The 19202-nt window shown below is 65.2% G+C and carries 15 protein-coding genes; 3 read left to right on the top strand and 12 right to left on the bottom strand.

Translation table 11 applies throughout. The features are described from left to right. Positions 1-49: 49 nt before the first annotated feature. Positions 50-1105, bottom strand: coding sequence for an HAD family hydrolase (locus HU772_RS23490; protein ID WP_186662236.1), 1056 nt, complete (start codon positions 1103-1105; stop codon positions 50-52). 247 nt (positions 1106-1352) lie between these two features. Between HU772_RS23490 and HU772_RS23495 the strand changes: the two genes are divergently transcribed. Next, positions 1353-2744 carry an L-cystine transporter gene (locus tag HU772_RS23495; protein ID WP_186662226.1) on the top strand — a complete coding sequence of 464 codons (1392 nt, stop codon included), beginning with the start codon at positions 1353-1355 and terminating at the stop codon, positions 2742-2744. Positions 2745-2883: 139 nt separating this feature from the next. On the opposite strand, the gene HU772_RS23500 is transcribed toward HU772_RS23495, so the two are convergent. The 4 genes from HU772_RS23500 to HU772_RS23515 all read right to left on the bottom strand — a co-directional run bounded on the left by HU772_RS23500 (position 2884) and on the right by HU772_RS23515 (position 7497). Continuing rightward, positions 2884-5274, bottom strand: coding sequence for a TonB-dependent siderophore receptor (locus HU772_RS23500; protein WP_437182460.1), 2391 nt, complete (start codon positions 5272-5274; stop codon positions 2884-2886). Positions 5275-5390: 116 nt separating this feature from the next. Further along, on the bottom strand, positions 5391-6341 hold the full coding sequence (locus HU772_RS23505; RefSeq protein ID WP_186662224.1) for a FecR family protein: 951 nt from the start codon (positions 6339-6341) through the stop codon (positions 5391-5393). Between the two features lie 29 nt (positions 6342-6370). After that, positions 6371-6904: an RNA polymerase sigma factor gene (locus HU772_RS23510; protein WP_186662223.1), complete on the bottom strand. Its 534-nt coding sequence runs from the start codon at positions 6902-6904 to the stop codon at positions 6371-6373. A 74-nt stretch (positions 6905-6978) separates the two neighbouring features. Then, positions 6979-7497 (bottom strand): dihydrofolate reductase, encoded by a 519-nt coding sequence (locus HU772_RS23515; RefSeq protein ID WP_186662222.1) that lies wholly within the window; start codon positions 7495-7497, stop codon positions 6979-6981. Between the two features lie 54 nt (positions 7498-7551). Between HU772_RS23515 and HU772_RS23520 the strand changes: the two genes are divergently transcribed. After that, entirely contained in the window at positions 7552-8943 is a 1392-nt protein-coding gene (locus HU772_RS23520) for a DUF2868 domain-containing protein (protein WP_186662221.1), read from the top strand. Beyond that, complete coding sequence (locus tag HU772_RS23525) at positions 8936-10300, top strand: GTPase/DUF3482 domain-containing protein (protein ID WP_186662220.1); 1365 nt, start codon at positions 8936-8938, stop codon at positions 10298-10300. Before HU772_RS23520 ends, HU772_RS23525 begins: the two co-directional genes overlap by 8 nt. Positions 10301-10405: 105 nt before the next feature. On the opposite strand, the gene HU772_RS23530 is transcribed toward HU772_RS23525, so the two are convergent. The 7 genes from HU772_RS23530 to HU772_RS23560 form a co-directional block, all read right to left on the bottom strand. After that, positions 10406-10957: a phosphonate degradation HD-domain oxygenase gene (locus HU772_RS23530; RefSeq protein ID WP_186662219.1), complete on the bottom strand. Its 552-nt coding sequence runs from the start codon at positions 10955-10957 to the stop codon at positions 10406-10408. A 134-nt stretch (positions 10958-11091) separates the two neighbouring features. Further along, entirely contained in the window at positions 11092-12114 is a 1023-nt protein-coding gene (locus HU772_RS23535; RefSeq protein ID WP_186662218.1) for a putative 2-aminoethylphosphonate ABC transporter substrate-binding protein, read from the bottom strand. 30 nt (positions 12115-12144) lie between these two features. Beyond that, positions 12145-13869 carry a putative 2-aminoethylphosphonate ABC transporter permease subunit gene (locus HU772_RS23540; RefSeq protein ID WP_186662217.1) on the bottom strand — a complete coding sequence of 575 codons (1725 nt, stop codon included), beginning with the start codon at positions 13867-13869 and terminating at the stop codon, positions 12145-12147. Between the two features lies 1 nt (position 13870). Beyond that, positions 13871-14929 carry a putative 2-aminoethylphosphonate ABC transporter ATP-binding protein gene (locus HU772_RS23545; RefSeq protein ID WP_186662216.1) on the bottom strand — a complete coding sequence of 353 codons (1059 nt, stop codon included), beginning with the start codon at positions 14927-14929 and terminating at the stop codon, positions 13871-13873. A 119-nt stretch (positions 14930-15048) separates the two neighbouring features. After that, positions 15049-15243, bottom strand: coding sequence for a hypothetical protein (locus HU772_RS23550; RefSeq protein ID WP_186662215.1), 195 nt, complete (start codon positions 15241-15243; stop codon positions 15049-15051). A 715-nt stretch (positions 15244-15958) separates the two neighbouring features. Then, positions 15959-16828 carry a LysR family transcriptional regulator gene (locus HU772_RS23555; protein ID WP_186662214.1) on the bottom strand — a complete coding sequence of 290 codons (870 nt, stop codon included), beginning with the start codon at positions 16826-16828 and terminating at the stop codon, positions 15959-15961. Between the two features lie 115 nt (positions 16829-16943). Then, complete coding sequence (locus HU772_RS23560) at positions 16944-19175, bottom strand: heavy metal translocating P-type ATPase (protein ID WP_186662213.1); 2232 nt, start codon at positions 19173-19175, stop codon at positions 16944-16946. Between the last annotated feature and the right edge of the window lie 27 nt (positions 19176-19202).

The following is a 19202-nucleotide window of genomic DNA, read 5'->3' on the forward strand; positions in this document are numbered from 1 at the left end:
TGTGGGAGCGGGTTTACCCGCGAAGAGGCCGGCACACTTGGCACAAGACCTACTGGATCTGCTCCGGCGTGACGATCACCCAGTTCTTATCCGCTGTCACCGGCAACCCTTCCTTGGCCTGGGCCGCCGCGGTCTTCGCGATCATCCCGTTCAACTGGTCCATGTACTTGGCCTTGCGGTTTATCCACAGGTGGATGCCGCCCTTGCTCACATCGACGCCATGGAACTGCATGTAGCCATCGCTGGTTGGCGTATCGCCCCCCACCAACACCGGCTTCTTCCACTCATCGATATAGGTGAGGATGGCCGCCTGCTTGCCGGCCATCCAGGTCGCCGGGGTCCACAGGTAAGGGGTCAGTTCCAGGCCTTCGTTGGCCTTGGGGTCGTAGTGCCCAGCGCTGATCTGCTTGCGTGCGGTGGTCAGCTGACCAGTGGCGCGGTCCTTGAGCAACAGGCTGACGCCGATCACATTCTCAGGTTTGACGTTGTAGCCGTACTTCGGATCGGCGGCGACCATGCGTACCAACTCTTCGGACGCCGCCGAGATCACATAGACCTCGATGCCGTTCTCCATCAGCTTGTTGTACAACTCGGCCTGGCCAGTGAAGACCTTGGGCGGCTGCACTTCGATGCGCTTGACCTGGTCACCCTCGAAATAGCTCGCCGGAACCGGCTTGCCCGAGGCCATCAGCTCATCCACCTGCTGCTTCAGTTCCTTCAGGGTGAAACCGGAGAACACCTGGGCCACCCAGGGGTAGCAGACCATATCGTCGACTTCGCACAGCCGGTAGTAATAGCTGAACAGGCTCTCCTTGTGCTCGGCAGTGTCCTTGAACGGCATCAGCTTGAGCGAAGGGTCGAGTTTGTCGCGGCTCAGCAGGCCCTTGTTCTCCATGAACGGCAGCAGTGCTTCCTCGAGGTCGAAGCGATAGCTGGTGTTGTCCATGTCGAACACCGCGTAGTTGCCCTTGTTGGCATTGGCGGCAATCATCGCGTCCAGCTGTTTCGCCGCTTCGGCGGGCCAATGCTTGAGCTCGGTGGCCGCCCAGCTGCTGGCACTCAGCAACAGGGCCAGGCCGCCGGCGAGGATTCGTGGGGCAGACATCATGTGCAGTTCTCCCAAAGACGTGGCCGCTCAACCCTAGACCCGATTTGTGACAACCAGGCGTTCGTTACCGACCCCGACGCACCCGCAAACGCCATGTTGATTGCCAATAGCGACACGCCGTTATTCCATAAACGACTATGCAAATTCCTTTTGGGTATAAATTCGTTTGTTTTCAGGCTGTTAGCATTTCCGTTCGTAATCGCTCACAGAGGCGATGCCTCTTCCGCCTTCAACTGGAGCTTCAATGAACCTGCCCCTGTCACTCAACCTGCTGGCGTTCCTGGCCCTGCTGCTGGGCCTGGCGCAAACCCGCCGCACCGACTGGAGCCTGGCCAAGAAGGTCCTGCTCGGCCTGGTGCTGGGCGTGCTCTTCGGCCTGGCCCTGCATACGCTCTATGGCGCCGGCCATCCGGTGCTCAAGGCCACCCTGGCCTGGCTCGACCTGGTCGGCAACGGCTACGTCGGCCTGCTGCAGATGATCGTCATGCCGCTGATCTTCGCCTCGATCCTCAGCGCCGTGGCCCGCTTGCACAATGCCTCGTCCCTGGGCCGGATCAGCGTGCTGAGCATCGGCACACTGCTGCTGACCACCGCCATCGCCGCATTGATCGGCATCGCCCTGACCAACCTGTTCGGCCTCAGCGCCGAGGGCCTGGTGGCCGGCGTCCAGGAAAGCGCGCGCCTGCAAGCCATCCACAGCGACTACGCGGGCAAGGTCGCCGACCTCAACATCCCACAGCTGCTGCTGTCGTTCATCCCCAGCAACCCCGTGGGCGACCTGGCCCGGGCCAAGCCGACCTCGATCATCAGCGTGGTGATCTTCGCCGTGTTCCTCGGCCTTGCCGCCTTGCAGTTGATCAAGGACGACAAGGACAAGGGTGAACGCGCGCTGTCGGCCATCGACGTGCTGCAGGCCTGGGTGATGCGCCTGGTGCGCCTGGTGATGAAGCTCACGCCCTACGGCGTGCTGGCGCTGATGACCAAGGTGGTGGCCAGCTCCAACCTGGAAGACATCCTCAAGCTGGGCAGCTTCGTGGTGGTCTCGTACATCGGCCTGGGCCTGATGTTCGTGGTCCATGGGCTGATCCTGGCGCTGACCGGCGTCAGCCCGCTGCGCTTCTTCCGCAAGGTATGGCCGGTGCTGACCTTCGCCTTCACCAGCCGCTCCAGCGCCGCCAGCATCCCGCTGAACATCGAGGCGCAGACCCAGCGCCTGGGCGTGCCGCAGTCGATCGCCAGCTTCAGCGCCTCGTTCGGCGCCACCATCGGCCAGAACGGCTGCGCCGGGCTGTACCCAGCCATGTTGGCGGTGATGGTCGCCCCAGCGGTGGGCATCGATACCTTCGACCCGCTGTGGATCGCCACCCTGGTGGCCATCGTCACCCTGAGCTCGGCCGGTGTCGCCGGCGTGGGTGGCGGCGCCACCTTCGCCGCGCTGATCGTGCTGCCGGCCATGGGCCTGCCGGTTGAACTGGTGGCACTGCTGATTTCGGTGGAGCCGTTGATCGACATGGGCCGCACGGCCTTGAACGTGAATGGCTCGATGACCGCGGGCGTGGTCACCAGCCAACTGCTCAAGCAGACCGACCAGCAGGTGCTGGGCGGGGATGAGCATGCCGAGTTGAGTCATTCCTGATAAATCGCCGGGGGCGCTTTGCGCCCCTTTCGCGGCACGAGGCCGCTCCTACAAGGGTTATGCGATCCCTGTAGGAGCGGCCTTGCCGAGGCGTCGGACCGGCCGGAAAGGGCTGCAAAGCAGCCCCGGCGATTCAGGCTCAGTACGTCGCCCGCAGCTTCAACGTCAGGTTGCGCGGCTCGCCGTAGAAGTTCGAGCCCCAGGCACTGTCCACCCGCTCGTAGTACACCCGGTCGAACAGGTTGTTGGCGGTCAGCGTCGCCGACAGATGCTTGTTGAAGCGATACCCCACCTGGGCCGTGGCCACGCTGTAGCCGCCCTGGACGAAGTCCACCTGGTTGCGCGTGTAGTAGGTGGAACTGACCACCCGCACGCCCCCGCCCACACTGAACCCTTCCAGCGGCCCATCGGCAAACGCATAGCGCGTCCACACATTGAAGTTGTGCTTGGGCGTGATGCTGATGCCCTGGTAGTCGGCCTGGCTTCCCGACTCCAGGCGGGTGAAGGCATAGCCGGTGCTGAGGCTCCAGTTGTCGGTCAGGTTGCCCGACAGCTCGGTCTCCCAGCCTTGGCTGCGCACCTTGGCCTGGGCCTCGTAGAACGGCGTCTGGCCGATCTGCTGGGCACGGTTTTCGTCGTAGATGCGAAACACCGACAGGCTACCGTTCAGGCGGCCATCGAAGAACTCGCGCTTCAAGCCCAGCTCATACTGCTTGCCCTCGCGCGGATCCACCGTGCTGTTGCCACCGGCCATTTGCGTCTGCGGTTTGTACACCGTCGTGTAACTGGCATATGCCGACAGCTCGGGGGTGAGCTTGGCAACCAGCGCACCGTAGGGGATCACCTTGCGGCGCACGCTGCTGTGCGGGTCGGAGAACTCGTTGAAGAATGGGTTGGCGTTATGCCCATCGCTGTCGAACCAGATCACCCGGCTGCCGAGGATCACGTCCAGCCAGTCGTTGGCGCTGATCTTGGTGCGGCCATATACCCCGTACTGGTTGGATTTCGACGAGTTGCCGTTGTCCATCGCGTAGTCGACCTTGGGAATGTTGATACTGCCCGGATCGAACACATTGATATCGAAGTACTCGCGGCCACCGTAGCGAAAGTCCTTGTCCACATGCTGGTAGTCGGCCCCCAGCGTCAGCTCATGGGTACGCCCGAACGCCTCGAAAGGCCGCGTCACGAAGCTGTCCAGGCCCAGGGTCTTGATATGGGTGTAGTAGTTGTAGGCCACCGCCGAACTGGCGCCGGTCTCGGGGTTCACCGAGCCGTCGGTCCAGGTGAAGTTGCGCGTCGGTGCCTCGGCATCGCGGTAGGTCAGCGAGGTCTTGAACTGGCCGCCATCGTCCAGCGCATGGTCGACCTCGAAGAAGCTCTCCCATACACGCTCGTCCAGCTCGTTCCACTTGGCGTCGACGAAGGTCGAACGCTTGACGTCGAGCAACTTGCCGCTGTCATACGCCGGCAAGCCGAACGCCGGCACCGACTTGTTGCGCTGGTAGGCACCGCCCAGGGTCAAGGTGGTGGCTGGCGACAGGTCGTACTCCAGGCGCCCGTACATCATCGGGCGCTCGTTCTGGGCGTAGTCGACGAACGCCTGGTTGTTCTCGTAGGCGGTGACGAAACGCCCACGCAAGCTGCCGTCGCTGTTCAACGGGCCAGTGACATCCACTGTGGAGTGGTAGCGATCATAGGTGCCGGCCGACAGCTCGCCAGACAACGCGAACTGCCCCAGCGCCCGCTTGCGCACCAGGTTGATGGTGCCGCCAGGCTCGCCCGCGCCCTGGTACAGGCCGGATGGCCCGCGCAGCACTTCGACACGGTCGTACATGGCCAGGTCGAACGCCGTGGCCATGTCGCCCTGCCCGGTGGGCTGGGTGACGCCATCGACCTGCACCATGTCGACCGGGAAACCACGCATGTACACGTCGTTGAGGTTGGAGCCGGTGTTGTAGCTCTTGATCGTGGTGCCGGTCACCTGCCGCATGGCGTCCTGAAGGCTGTTCATGTTCTGGTCATCCAAACGCTGGCGGGTCACCACCGAGACCGACTGAGGAATGTCCTTGAGTTTCTGCTCGCCCTTGCCCAGGGTCAGCGAACCCGTGGTGTAGGAGCCGGTGCCTTCGGTGGTGGTACCCAACTGGCTGCTGTCGATCTTGACCGCGCCCAGTTGCAGGGCACTGTCATTGACGCCGCGCTGGCGCTCCAGGGTGACGCTGTCGCCGTCGATGTAGGCGGCGCGCAGGCCGGTGCCCTGGAGCAGGCGAGCCAACGCCTGGTCCTGTGGATAACTGCCGCTCAGGCCCGACGAACGCAAGCCCTGGGTGAACTCGCCCGGCACCAGCACCTGAACCCGGGTCACCGCACTGAAGGCCGCCAGGGCCGCGTCCAATGGCTGCGCCGGAATATCGAAACGGTAGACCTGCGCCTGGGCGGCGGCCAGGGCGTGCCCAGGCCCGGCCAGCGCCGTGCTGCCCAGCGCAATGGCCAGGCCCAGCACGGCCCGAGTGGCAGTGGTTTTCATCAGTGGAACTCCCCGAGTTCAGCCAAGTGATAGAGCGGCGCGGCACTATCTGAGAGTGCTTATTATTTGCGCCTACTCAATCAAGGACGTCGTACCCGTGGCAATCCCCGAAACTTTTTTCAACTTTCGCGCAGGATGCGCAGGTAGGGGGTGTATTGCTCGGTGCGCACGCCCAGGATGCGGGTCAGGGCCTTGAGCACGGCCTCGGGCTTGTCGATGTCGAACACCCCGGACACCTTGCGCTGGCGCAGCGTGTCGCCCAGCACCAGGGTCTGCCCGGGCCAGTAGCGGTTGAGCTCGGCGACCACTTCGGCCAAGGGTTGCTGGCTGAACACCAGTTGCCGCTCGCGCCAGGCAAAGGCGCGACCCGGGTCGAACGGGTGAATGGCCCCCGTGCCGCTGGCGGCGTACTCCACGGCCTGCCCCGGCTCGAGCATGACCGGCGCCGCGCTGCCCACGCCTACCTCGACCTTGCCCTGGGCCAGGCGTACATGGGTCTGCCCCTCTGCCTGGGCAACGCTGAAGCGCGTGCCGATCACCCGCACCCAGCCATCGCCGGAGCGGACCACGAATGGCCGCCCTGGGTCACGGGTCACTTCGAACCAGGCTTCACCCCGCAACAGATGGATGCGCCGCTCGTCTGCCCTCAGCTCGACCTGCAGGGCGCTGTCGGTATTGAGCTGGATCCGCGAACCGTCCTCGAGCTGCACGCTGCGCGACTCGCCGGTAGCGGTGGCGTAGTCGGCGCGCCAGCGATCGAGCCAAGGCGTCTGGCTGACCAGCACGCCCATCAGCAACACCGCGGCGGCGGCACTCGCCATCCGGCCCCAGGGCCGGCGTTTGCGGGCACGCCAGGCCGCCTGCTGTTGCTCACGCAGCTGGCGGGCGGGGCCCTGCAAGGCGCCGAGCAAGCTGAGTACTTCGTCCCAGGCCTGCGCCTGGCCTGGCCCCTGGGCCCGCCACACGGCGAAGGCCTGGCGCTCGTCCAGGGTGACGTCCTCTGCGTGCAGGCGGTAGTACCAGGCCGTGGCTTCGGCGAACAACTGCTCGTGGTCGGGCGTGTCACTCATCGACGTGGTCCTGTCCTCGGGTACACGGCTCATTGGCGTTGCGTCCTTGCGCTGCCGTCCAGTTGCGCCTTGATGAACGCACGGCAGTCGAGCAGCGCGCGGCGCAACTGGTATTCGACGCTGCGCGGGGTGATCTTCAGGCGCTCGCCAATGTCGCGGTAGGTGCAACCGTCGACATGATAGAGCAGGAAGATCTGCCGGGTCGCCTCGGGCAAAGCCTGGATGGCGGCCTGCATCAGCGCCTGTTCCTGCAGGGCGGCCAGTTGTTCGTCGGCCGCAGGTGCCTCGCAGGCCAGCTCGTCACTGGGTTCGCCGCCGTCCAGGCGCTCGCGGCGAATGGCCTGGCGCTGGTGATCGCGCACCAGGTTGCTGGCGATGGTGAAGAGAAACGCCGGCAGGTTGTCGATCTGCTTGTCGGCAGGCAGCCGCGCCAGGCGCAGGAATGATTCCTGGGTCAGGTCGGCGGCCACCTGGGCGTTACCGGTGCGGCGGGCGACAAAGGCTTCGAGGGCTTTCTTGTGTTCGGCGAACAACCGGGCGATCTGCTGGTTCCACGAAGACACGGCACGTCCTGGCTCTAGGTCTCAAGAGGTGCGCACGCTAGCAGAAGATGAGATGAATTCGCAATTGCTGCCAATCAGCGTTTATCCCAGACCTCGAAATGGTAGGCCGGGCCATCGCCTTCGGCAGCCTGGGCCTGACTCGACGCCAACTGCCACTGCCCCGGGTCGTACTCGGGGAACCAGGCGTCGCCCTGGGGCGACAGCTCGACCCGGGTCAGGTACATGCGGCTCACCAGCCCTTTTTCCAGCGCCTGGCCGTAAAGCTGCGCGCCGCCGATCAGCATCAGCTCCTCGACGCCCTGCTCTTGGGCCCACTGCTCGGCGCGTACCAGCGCAGCTTCCAGCGAGGCGAACACCTCGGCACCGGCCAGTTGCAGCCCAGGCTGGCGGCTGACGACGATGTTCAATCGCCCCGGCAATGGCCGGCCCAGCGAATCCCAGGTCTTGCGCCCCATGATGATCGGCTTGCCCAGGGTGGTGGCCTTGAAGTACTTGAAGTCCCCCGGCAGGTGCCAGGGCATGGTGTTGTCGATGCCGATCACACGGTTCTCGGCGAGCGCCGCGATCAGGCTGAGGGGGAGAGATGTGTTCATGCCGGCGAGGATAGCACCGGGCACGTGGGTTATGCTTGCGCCCTGACCTGTGCAATGGAAGAGCTTGTGACGGCACTGACTCCACTCGACAAACGCTGGCTCACCGAAGCGGTGCGCCTGCGCGAGGAACACGCCGGCCCCCTGGAGGACCAGGAGGCCAACCGTCGCGCCCGCCAGCAAGGCGGCGACCTGGCCACGCGCATTGAGGCTCGTGCCCTGTGGCTGGCCGAGCGCGACGGCATGACCACGGCGCTGCGCCACTGGAAGCAAGGTGCGCGCCTGGCGCTGCTGGCACTGGCCCTGCTGGCCGTGCTCAGCGGTGCCGGCCTGGGGCTGGCCGCGCTGGGCGACGGCCAGCGCCCGGTGAATGTGTTCTGGGCCCTGGGCAGCCTGCTTGGGCTCAACCTGCTGTTGCTGCTCGGCTGGGCGGTCGGTTTCTTTTTCGCCGGTGAGCAAGGCGCGACCCTGGGCCGCCTGTGGCTGTGGCTCAGCGAGCGTTTCGCCCGCGACGCCAAGGCCGCGCAACTGGCCCCCGCGCTGCTGGTACTGCTGCAGCGCCAGCGCCTGAACCGCTGGCTGCTCGGCCTGCTGGTGCATGGCTTGTGGCTGCTGGCGATGCTCGCCGCCCTGGGCATGCTGCTGGCACTGCTGGCGACCCGGCGCTACGGCTTCGTCTGGGAAACCACGCTGCTCGCCGCCGAACCTTTCATCAATCTCACCCAGGCCTTGGGCGCCCTGCCCTCGCTGCTCGGATTCGGCGTGCCGGACGAAACCATGATCCGCGCCAGCGGCGCCACCCTGCCGGCCCTCGATCTGGCGCGCCAGGCCTGGGCCAGTTGGCTGCTCGGCGTGGTGCTGGTCTATGGCCTGCTGCCACGCCTGGTACTGGCGGTGCTGTGCCTGTGGCACTGGCGCCAGGGCCGCACCCGCCTGGCCCTGGACCTCAATCTGCCCGGCTATGCCGCGTTGCGCGACGCCTTGATGCCCCGCAGCGAGCGTATCGGTGTGCAGGACGCCGCGCCCGAGGCACTGCCGCGCTTCGAAGCCGGCCAGCTGGAAAGTGGCAGCAGCGGCGCCCTGCTGGTGGGCCTGGAACTGGATGACCAACGGCCCTGGCCCCCGCTGTTGCCGCAGGGCGTGACCAACGCCGGTGTGCTCGACAGCCGCGAATCACGCAACAAGTTGCTCGAGCAACTTGGCCGCTTTCCCCCGGCGCGCCTGGCCATCGCCTGCGATCCGCACCGCTCGCCGGATCGCGGCAGCTTGGCGTTGCTCGCGGAGCTGGCGCGCAATGCCGGCGCCACGCGTATCTGGCTGCTCCAGGCCCAACCCGGTGAGGCCCTGGACGCCGCGCGCCTGGGCGACTGGCACGAGGCCCTCGACCGCCTCGGCCTGGCCCATGCCGACACCTCGCCCCTGACCTGGCTGGAGCATGGCCATGACTGAGCCGCTGAAACTGGCCGTGGTCGGCCACACCAACGTCGGCAAGACTTCGCTGCTGCGCACCCTGACCCGCGATGTCGGCTTCGGCGAGGTCTCGCACCGCCCCAGCACCACCCGCCATGTCGAAGGCGCGCGCCTGTCGGTCGACGGCGAGCCACTGCTGGAGCTGTACGACACCCCAGGCCTGGAGGACGCCATCGCCCTGCTCGACTACCTCGAACGCCTGGAGCGTCCGGGCGAGCGCCTGGACGGCCCGGCCCGCCTCGAGCGCTTTCTCCAGGGCAGCGAGGCGCGCCAGCGCTTCGAGCAGGAGGCCAAGGTGCTGCGCCAGTTGCTGGCGAGCAATGCCGGCCTGTACGTGATCGACGCCCGCGAACCGGTGCTGGCCAAGTACCGCGACGAGCTGAAGGTACTGGCTGGCTGCGGCAAGCCGCTGCTGCCGGTGCTCAACTTCGTCGCCAGCAGCCAGCACCGCGAGCCGGAGTGGCGCGAAGCCCTTGCCCGGCTAGGGCTTCACGCGCTGGTGCGGTTCGACAGCGTGGCCCCGCCTGAAGACGGCGAGCGTCGCCTGTACGAAAGTCTCGCCCTGCTCCTGGAAGACGCCCGCCCGGCCCTGCAACGGCTGATCGACGACCAGCAGGCCCAGCGCCTGGCCCGCCAGCACAGCGGCAAGCGCCTGATTGCCGAGCTGTTGCTCGACTGTGCCGCCTGCCGGCGCAGCGTCGAGACCGAGCCCGCCGCCGAGGCGCGGGCCATCGAAGCCCTGCGCCAAGACGTGCGCCAGCGCGAGCAGCGTTGTGTCGAGGCGCTGCTCAAGCTGTATGCCTTCCGCCGCGAGGACGCCAATGCCGGCGACCTGCCATTGCTGGACGGGCGCTGGGGCGATGACCTGTTCAATCCGGAAACCTTGAAACTGCTGGGTGTACGCCTGGGCAGCGGCGTGGCGGCCGGGGCCGCGGCGGGCGCGGGCGTGGACCTGCTGGTGGGCGGCCTGACCCTGGGTGCGGCAGCACTGGCTGGGGCAATCGCTGGCGGTGCGCTGCAAACCGCGCGCAACTATGGCTCGCGGCTGATGGGCAAGTTCAAGGGACTACGCGAGCTGACCGTGGACGACAGCGTGTTGCGCCTGTTGGCGCTGCGCCAGCAGCAGTTGATGGTGGCGCTGGAAGGCCGCGGACATGCGGCGCAGGACAGCATTCGCCTGGGCGCACTGGACGAAAAGGCCTGGCGCGAAGGCAAACTGCCCGAGGCGCTGAACAAGGCGCGCGCGCATCCGCAGTGGTCGACGCTCAATCCGGGGGCCAAGGTGAATCAGCCGGAGCGCCAGGAGCAGTTGGAAGCGTTGCTCTCTCAGCTTTGAGAACAGGTTCGGCCTCTTCGCGGGTAAACCCGCTCCCACAGTGCCTGCACATGACCTGTGGGAGCGGGTTTACCCGCGAAGGGGCCGGTGCAGGCCATCAAAGTCTCAGAGCAATGCCAAGGCCTTCTGCCTCAGCACCATCAGGTCCATCACCTCCACTCCAACTTCCTTGGCCAGCTCATCCCACTCCCGCATCCGCAGGCTTACCGCAAACAACGGATCCCCCTCGAACGCATCCGCCTCGACCTCGCTCATCACCCCGCCCTGATACCCCAGCGTGCGCCGGCTGGCCTCGCTCAGCCGTTCGTAATACCCGGGCTGGCGCAGGGTCAGGTAGCGCTTGGCCTCGACGTGATACTGCACCAGCCGCGCCATGCGCTCGCTGAAACCGGCCTGACGCAGGTAGTCCGCGCCTAGGCGTTCGTGGCTGACCACGCCATAGCCGCCCATGCTGGCCTGGCCTTCGGCGCACAGGTGGCCGATGTCGTGGAAGAACGCAGCCAGCACCACCTCATCGTCGTAGCCCTCGGCCATGGCCAGTTGCGCGGCCTGGGACATGTGCTCGAGCTGGGTGATGGCTTCGCCGATGTAGTCGGCGCTGCCGTGGCGTTGGTAGAGAGTAAAGATCTGCTCGATGGTCTGGTCGCTTGTCGTCATTCAAATATTCACAGGTTCGATGGCCAAGGGGGCCGCTGCGCGGCCCATCGCGACACAAGGCCGCTCCCACAGAACCGAGTGGAGCCTGTGGGAGCAGCCTTGTGTCGCGATCGAGGCCAACGGCCTCGCCGCTCTTATTGCTGCGCTACCTTCTCGGACTTGCCGTCATAGCGCTTGCGCCATTCGCTGAGAATCTCGTCGCGGTTCTTCGAGGCCCAGGCGAAGTCGTTCTTGATCAGGCGCTGCTCGTAGTCGGCCGGCAGCTCGGTCTGCGGCTTGGCGATACCCGGCGCGGCGAGTACGGCAAAGTTTTCCTTGTACAGCTCCATCGCCGCCGGGCTGGCCGAGAAGTCGGCCAGGCGCTTGGCCGCATCGGCCTTGGGCGAGCCCTTGATCACCGCCGTGGCTTCGATCTCCCAGCCCAGGCCTTCCTTCGGCAGCACGATGTCCAGCGGTGCGCCCTGGCGCTTGAGCTGCACCGCCGGGTACTCGAACGAGATACCGATCGGGAACTCGCCGGCCGCCGCCAGCTTGCACGGTTTGGAGCCGGAATGAACGTACTGGCCGATGTTCTGGTGCAGCGCATCCATGTAGGCCCAGCCCTGCGGCTCGCCGAAGGTCTGCAGCCAGGCGCTCACATCGAGGAAGCCGGTGCCGGACGAGGCCGGGTTGGGCATGACGATCTTGCCCTTGTACTCAGGCTTGGTCAGGTCCTGCCAGCTCACCGGTTTGCTCAGGCCTTGTTTCTCGGCTTCAACGGTGTTGAAGCAGATGGTCGCAGCCCAGACATCCATGCCTACCCAGGCCGGCGGGTTGGCGGCGTCGCGGTAGTTTGCCGAGATCTTGCCCAGGTCTTTCGGTGCGTAGGCTTCAAGCATGCCGTTCTGGTCGAGGATGGCCAGGCTGGAAGCCGCCAGGCCCCATACCGCGTCGGCCTGCGGGCGGTCTTTTTCGGCCAGCAGCTTGGCGGTGATGATACCGGTGGAATCGCGAACCCATTTGATCTCGATGTCCGGGTTGGCCTTCTCGAAGGCCTGCTTGTAGCTCTTGAGCTGTTCGGCCTCCAGGGCGGTGTAGACGGTCAGCTGGGTGGCGGCCGAAGCGTGCAGGGTGAAGACGGCGGATACGGCAGCGGCAAGTGCAAAGGGCTTGAACATGATGCGTTTCCTATGGGTATGGGCAGTCGGTCAGTGGCCAGGCGCACGCTGGCGCCAGGCCTGGGAGCGGCGCAGCAGGCCGCGTGAGGCGCCAGCCAGGAGCAGGGAAGCGGCAGCGCTGGTGAGCAGGATCAGGGTGGACATGGCGGCGGCGCCGCCCACATTGCCGGCGTCGTCCATGTTCAACACGGCGACGGCGGCGAGGATGGTATCGGGGCTGTAGAGGAAGATCGCCGCCGACACCGTGGTCATCGCCGAGACGAACAGGTAGCGGATGATGTCCAGCAGCGCCGGTAGGCAGATCGGCACGGTCACGCGCAGGAAGTGCTTGTACAGCGGCGCCTTGAGCGACAGCGCGGCGGCCTCGAACTCACCGTCGAGCTGGCGCAGGGCGGTGGTGGCGGTCATCTGCGCGGTGGTCAGGTAGTGGACGATGGTGCACAGCACCAGCAGCGTCATGCTGCCGTAGAACACATGCAGCGGGTTGCCGGCCAGGTTGAAGAAGAACACGTAGCCCAGGCCCAGCACCAAGCCCGGCACCGCCATGGGGATGAAGCTGAGCAGGCGCAGTAGTTGGTTGAGCGAACGCTGGCCCTGGGTCTTCTCCATCAGGTAGGCACCGGTGAAGATCACCACGCTGCCGATCAAGGCGGTGTACAGGGCCATGGTCACGCTGTTGCGGTAGGCCAGCCAGCCGCCGCCGGCGGTGTCGTCGAACATGTAGTGCTTGAGCGACAGCGACAGGTTGTAGGGCCAGAACTTGACCAGTGACGAGTACACCGCCATGCCGATCACCGCCAGCAGCGCCGCGCACACCAGCAGCACGATGGCCAGGTAGCAGCCATCGCGCAGCTTCGACGGCTTGGGCTCGAACACCTGCGCGCGGCCACTCATGCCCTGGCCCTGGCGCCGACGCAGCCAGGCGTCGACGGCAAAACTGAGCAGTGCTGGCAGCAACAGCACCATGCCGATCAACGCACCCCGGCCAAACTGTTGCTGGCCGACCACCGCCTTGTAGGCCTCCAGCGCCAGCACCTGGTAATCACCACCCACCACCACCGGCACACCGAAGTCGGTGATGGTCAGGGTGAACACCAGGCAGAAGGCGGCGAACACCGCCTGACGCGTGGCCGGCCAGGTAATGCTGAAGAATGCCCGGGCAGCTCCGGCGCCCATGCTCGCCGCCGCGTCGAACAGCCGCGCATCGGCCAGCGACAGCGCAGAGAGCAGGATCATCAGGGCATGGGGGAAGGTGTAGATGGCCTCGCCGAGGACAATGCCCCAGAAGCCGTAGATGTTGTCGCTGAGCAGCCCGCGCAGCAGGCCCTGGTTGCCGAACAGGTAGACCAGGGCGATCGCCGGCAGCATCGACGGCGCCAGCAGCGGCAGCAACGAAATACCGCGCCACAGGCCCTTGGCCGGGATCAGCGTGCGTTGCAGGGCGTAGGCGAACAGGTACGCCAGCGGCACGACGATCAGCGCCACGGTGAAGGCCACCGTCAGGCTATTGCCGAGCAGCCAGTGGAAGTTCGCGCTGGCGAACAGTTCACGGGCGGCCAGCAGCCCACCGCCCTGGCCTGGCTCACCGCTGAAGCCTTTCCAGAAGATCGCCAGCAGCGGCAGCAGCACCGCCAGCACCAGCAGGATCAGCAGCAGGCTCTTGCCACCGACGACGAACAGGCGGTCACCCAGGGCGACACTGTTGCGCGGCGCGGCCTTGGCGTGGATGAGCGGCTGGGTCATGGACACGGCCATCTCAGGCGAACACCTGCAGGCTCTGCGGCGGCAGCGCCACCCAGATGTCCTGCGAGCCCAGGCGTGGCATGGCGTCCGGCGCCAGCTCGGCAAGCAGCGCGTGGCCTGGCAGGGCCATGAGTTCGAAGCTCATGCGGCAGCGGTTGCCGAGGAAGGTGATTTCGCGGACTTTGGCCGGGAACAGGTTTTCCTCGTGCACCACCGGGTTGACGGTGATCGCCTCGGGTCGGCAGAACAGGCGGCCACTGCGGGCGCTTCCGGCGTTGCTGGCCAGGCGCATGTGCATGCCGCCGACCTGGGCATGGCTGTCGCCGCTGCGCTGGAAGGGCAGCCAGTTGCCCTGGCCGACGAATTCGGCGACGAACGGCGTGGCCGGTTGGTCGTAGATGTCCTGGGGCGTGGCGTACTGCTCGACCTGGCCGTTGTTCATCACGGCGATGCGGTCGGCCATGAGCATGGCTTCGTCCTGGTTGTGGGTGACCATCAGGGTGGTGATGCCGAGCTGGCGTTGCAGCTGGCGCAGTTCGGTGCACAGGTGCTCGCGCACACGGGCGTCGAGTGCCGACATGGGTTCGTCGAGCAGCAGCAATGACGGCGCTGGTGCCAATGCGCGGGCGAGGGCCACGCGCTGTTGCTGGCCGCCGGACAGTTGGCCGGGGTATTTCTTTTCGCTGCCTGAGAGGCCGACCAGTTCGAGCATTTCGGCGACCCGTTGGCGCGCGGCGTCGCGGTTGCCGGTGGCCAGGCCGTAGGCGATGTTGGCCTCGACGGTGAGGTTGGGGAACAGTGCGTAGGACTGGAACAGGATGCCGTAGTCGCGGGCCTGGGGCGGCAGTTCGGAGATGTCGCGGTCACCGATGTGGAGGGTGCCGCGGTCCTGGCGTTCGAGGCCGGCGATGCAACGCAGCAGGGTGGTCTTGCCACAGCCCGAGGGGCCGAGCAGGCAGACCAGCTCGCCGGCGGCGATGTCGAGGGACACGTCGTTGAGCGCGGTGAAGGCGCCGAAGCGTTTGTGGATACCGCGCACCTTCATCTGCGCGCCTGGGGTGACGTTGTTCATGGCCGGTCCTCATCGAAGCGATGGAGGCCATGCTAGGAAGGCTATGAGACGGTTGTATGGCGGTGAGGCCAAAGCGGCTGATAGTGGTATTGGTGGATTTTGTACTAGCCATGCAAGTGTTAGCTGTTGGCTTTGGCTTTGGCTTTGGCTTTGGCTTTGGCTTTGGCTTTGGCTTTGGCTTTGGCTTTGGCTTTGGCGATCATAAGGTTATCCACAGCACTCGCTAGCGACAGCTGCGCCAGCCCAGGCGCCGCCCGTACCTTCGCGACTTCAGGAGGCCGAACGCAGGCCTTGCGGAGGGAGGTGACGGGCATGGATGCCCGTCAAGCGCTGCGCCCCAGGATGGGGCGTTCAGCGCGGTCCTCCCGGGAGCAAGGCCGGAGTGAGGGAACCCGGAGCGCAGCGGAGGGCCGGATGAATGGAGCGCAGCGTTTTTTGGTTACTTTTTGTCGCGTTTGACAAAAAGTGACTCGCCGTAAAGGCGAAAAGGTGATTATGCGTAGATATATCAAATGAATGCGCTTAAAACTATAAAAACCGACACCGATTGACTTTGACTTTGACTTTGACTTTGACTTTGACTTTGACTTTGACTTTGAATTGCAAAGCGTGGGTCTTGAAAGTTATATGCTCATTCATTTCCCATGTCGACGCATAGTCACCTTTCCGCCTTTACGGCGGCCTACTTTTGCACGCGGGCAAAAGTAGGCAAAAACCGCTCGCTCCATTCATCCGGCCCCTACGCTTCGCTCCGGGGTCCCCTCGCTACGTTCTTGCTCCCGGGAGGACCGCGCTGAACGCCCCATCCTGGGGCGCAGCGCTTGACGGGCATCCATGCCCGTCACCTCCCTCCGCAAGAACTCCGCTCGGCCTCCTGAAGTCGCAATTGGCGGTGCCTGAACTATCGCGCGCTTAGAAGCAAGATCAAGATCAAGATCAAGATCAAGATCAAGATCAAGATCAAGATCAAGATCAAGATCAAGGGATATATCTGATTGCGACCTGAAAGAGGATAGGCCATCTGTAGAATCAGAACTGCGATCCGGCAACTTCCTGCGCTACCCCCATAAACGCCGCCGGCAACCGCGCCTGACGCCGCTCTTTCAGGCAATACAAATATTCATGCATCACGGGCGCATTTTCCAACACCAACACCCGTAATTCCGAGTTATGCGGCACTTCATGCCGCGCAATGATGCTGATACCAATATTACGCAGGACCGCCTCACGAATAGACTCTCGACTACCAATCTCCAACAGAGCCCCAGCCTTGACCCCTGCAGCCTGCATCATCTGCTCAGTCAGCTTGCGCGTGGTCGAACCCGCTTCGCGCATCAACAGGCAATGCCCGGCCACCGCCTCGATCGACACCACCTGGCGCTGGGCCAACGGATGGCTACGGTGCACCGCCAGCACCAACGGGTCTGCCCCCAGCACCCGGCGCACTAGCCGCGCATCCTCGAGCAACTGCGACGAGGCGGCGATGTCCACCCGGTAGTCCTCGAGCATCTCCAGCACCTGCTGCGAGTTGCCGATTTCCACCGCCACCTCCACCTGAGGCAAACGTTCGCGAAAAACCTTCACCAAATCGAGGATGTAGTACGGCGCCGTGGCGGCGATACGCAGGCTACCCTGGGCCTGGCCGCTGTTGCGCAGCTCGAACTCGATGTCGGCTTCCTGCTGCAACAACGCCTTGACCAGTGGCAACAAGCGCACACCCTCCTCGCTCAGCACCAGGCGCCGACCACCACGGTAGAACAGCTCGACGTTGTACTGGCTTTCGAGGTTGCGAATCTGCGTGGTCACCGTCGGCTGGCTGAGCCCGAGCTTCTTTGCCGCCAGGGTGACACTGCCCTGGCGGGCCACCATGTAGAAGGCTTTGAGCTCGGCGCTCAGCATCGCCGGGCTCCACAGCCACAAGCTTCAAGCTGCAAGCCACAAGAAAAAGCCAGGCCGTATCGTTTCACTAATCTCACGTTCACCTCGATCAGCTTGCCGCTTGCCGCTTGAAGCTCTACTTCCGCAGCAGGCGCAGACCGTTGAACACCACCAGCAGGCTCACCCCCATGTCGGCGAACACCGCCATCCACATGGTCGCCATGCCGGCGAAGGTGATCGCCAGGAAAATCGCCTTGATCCCCAGGGCCAGCACGATGTTCTGGGTGAGGATCGCCGCGCATTGGCGCGACAGCCTGACGAACGCCGGGATTTTGCGCAAGTCGTCATCCATCAACGCGACGTCGGCGGTCTCGATGGCCGTGTCGGTACCGGCGGCGGCCATGGCGAAGCCGATCTCGGCACGGGCCAGGGCCGGGGCGTCGTTGATGCCGTCACCGACCATGCCGACCCGGTGCTGCTGGGCATACAGGCTCTCGATGGTGGCCAGCTTGTCCGCCGGCAACAGGTTGCCCTCGGCACGGTCGATCCCCACCTGGGCGGCGATAGCCTGCGCAGTGTGCGGATTGTCGCCGGTCAGCATGACGGTCTTGATACCCAGCTCATGCAACTCGGCGATGGCCTGGCGGCTGCTGTCCTTGACCGTGTCGGCCACGGCGAACAACGCCAGCGGGCCGTTGCGGTCGAGCAGCAGCACCACGGTCTTGCCCTGGCGCTCCAGCACGTCCAGCTGCGCCTCCAGCTGCGGCGAGCACAAGCCGAGCTCCTCCACCAGGCGATGGTTGCCCAAGTGGTAGGTCTGGCCTTCGATCTCACCGCGCACGCCACGGCCGGCCAGGGCGGCGAACGCAGTGACCTCGCTCAGGACCAGGCCCTGGTCCTTGGCGAACAATGCAATGGCACCGGACACCGGGTGGTCGGAACGCGCCGCCAGGCTGGCGGCCAAGGCCTGGGCCCGGCCTTCGAACAGCGGTTCGAGCACCAGGCTGTCGGTCTGCACCGGCTTGCCGTGGGTGATGGTGCCAGTCTTGTCCAGGGCCAGAAAGTCCAGCTTGCGCCCGCCCTCCAAATACACCCCGCCCTTGATCAGGATCCCCTTGCGCGCCGCCGCGGCCAGGCCGCTGACGATGGTCACCGGGGTGGAAATCACCAGTGCGCATGGGCAGGCCACCACCAGCAGCACCAGGGCCCGGTAGATCCAGTCGAACCAGGCACCGGCCATGAACAACGGCGGGATCACCGCCATGGCCAGGGCCACGGCAAACACCACGGGGGTGTAGATGCGCGAGAACTGATCGACGAAACGCTGGGTCGGGGCACGGGCGCCCTGGGCTTCCTCGACGGCCTTGATGATCCGCGCCAGGGTCGATTGGCCGGCGGCGGCGCTGACGCGGTATTCCAAGGCGCCGGTCTGGTTGATGGTGCCGGCGAACAGCTTGTCGCCAACAGCCTTCTCAACCGGCAGGCTTTCGCCGGTGATCGGCGCCTGGTCGACGCTGGACTGGCCACTGACCACCTCGCCATCCAGGCCTATACGTTCGCCTGGGCGCACCCGTACCAGGGCACCGATGGCCACCTCGCGCACCTCGACTTCACGCCACTGGCCATCGGCCTGCTGCACGGTGGCCAGGTCCGGTGCCAGCTGCATCAGCCCGCCGATGGCATTGCGCGCGCGGTCCAGCGAGCGCGCCTCGATCAGCTCGGCGACAGTGAACAACACCATCACCATCGCCGCTTCCGGCCACTGGCCGATCAGCACGGCGCCGGTCACGGCGATGCTCATCAAGGCGTTGATGTTGAGGTTGCGGTTCTTCAGGGCGATCCAGCCTTTCTTGTAGGTGCCCAAACCACAACCGAGGATCGCGGCCAGGGCCAGCGCAGCCACCAGCCACTCCGGTGCCTTGCCGGAAAAGTGCGCAAGTTCCGCGCCGATTGCCGCGATACCCGACAATGCCAACGGCCACCAGCGAGTCTTGGCCGCCTGCGGCGCCACCGCGCTGCCGTCGTCCTCGGCGACCAGCGGCTCGGCCTTCATGCCCAGGCTGTCGATGGCCCGCTCGATCTCGGCGGTATCGCCCAGGGTATGGCGCACGCCAAGCACCCGGTTGATCAGGTTGAACTCCAGTTGCTCGATGCCGGTCAGCTTGCCCAGCTTGTCCTGGATCAGGGTCTGCTCGGTGGGGCAGTCCATGGCCTCGATGCGGAAACGGCTGAGCTGCGCCTGGGCGCTGGCCTTTTCGCTCAGCTGCACCAGGGCCGGGGCGGCCTTGCTGGCACAGCAGCTGTGGGCATGGGGCTCATGACCATGCGCGTGGTCATGCTTGTGGTCGGGGCTGACAGGCTGGTTCATGGAATCATCCTTAACTGAGCACAGGCC

Origin of the sequence: Pseudomonas xantholysinigenes (genome assembly GCF_014268885.2) — a bacterium.
Taxonomy (GTDB): Bacteria; Pseudomonadota; Gammaproteobacteria; order Pseudomonadales; family Pseudomonadaceae; genus Aquipseudomonas; species Aquipseudomonas xantholysinigenes.

Bases quoted from the DNA above. Each gene is read 5' to 3' on its own strand.
- HU772_RS23490 (WP_186662236.1), bottom strand. From the start codon at position 1,105: ATGTCTGCCCCACGAATCCTCGCCGGCGGCCTGGCCCTGTTGCTGAGT.
- HU772_RS23495 (WP_186662226.1), top strand. From the start codon at position 1,353: ATGAACCTGCCCCTGTCACTCAACCTGCTGGCGTTCCTGGCCCTGCTG.
- HU772_RS23505 (WP_186662224.1), bottom strand. From the start codon at position 6,341: ATGAGTGACACGCCCGACCACGAGCAGTTGTTCGCCGAAGCCACGGCC.
- HU772_RS23515 (WP_186662222.1), bottom strand. From the start codon at position 7,497: ATGAACACATCTCTCCCCCTCAGCCTGATCGCGGCGCTCGCCGAGAAC.
- HU772_RS23520 (WP_186662221.1), top strand. From the start codon at position 7,552: ATGGAAGAGCTTGTGACGGCACTGACTCCACTCGACAAACGCTGGCTC.
- HU772_RS23525 (WP_186662220.1), top strand. From the start codon at position 8,936: ATGACTGAGCCGCTGAAACTGGCCGTGGTCGGCCACACCAACGTCGGC.
- HU772_RS23530 (WP_186662219.1), bottom strand. From the start codon at position 10,957: ATGACGACAAGCGACCAGACCATCGAGCAGATCTTTACTCTCTACCAA.
- HU772_RS23535 (WP_186662218.1), bottom strand. From the start codon at position 12,114: ATGTTCAAGCCCTTTGCACTTGCCGCTGCCGTATCCGCCGTCTTCACC.
- HU772_RS23540 (WP_186662217.1), bottom strand. From the start codon at position 13,869: ATGGCCGTGTCCATGACCCAGCCGCTCATCCACGCCAAGGCCGCGCCG.
- HU772_RS23545 (WP_186662216.1), bottom strand. From the start codon at position 14,929: ATGAACAACGTCACCCCAGGCGCGCAGATGAAGGTGCGCGGTATCCAC.
- HU772_RS23550 (WP_186662215.1), bottom strand. From the start codon at position 15,243: ATGCCCGTCACCTCCCTCCGCAAGGCCTGCGTTCGGCCTCCTGAAGTC.
- HU772_RS23555 (WP_186662214.1), bottom strand. From the start codon at position 16,828: ATGCTGAGCGCCGAGCTCAAAGCCTTCTACATGGTGGCCCGCCAGGGC.
- HU772_RS23560 (WP_186662213.1), bottom strand. From the start codon at position 19,175: ATGAACCAGCCTGTCAGCCCCGACCACAAGCATGACCACGCGCATGGT.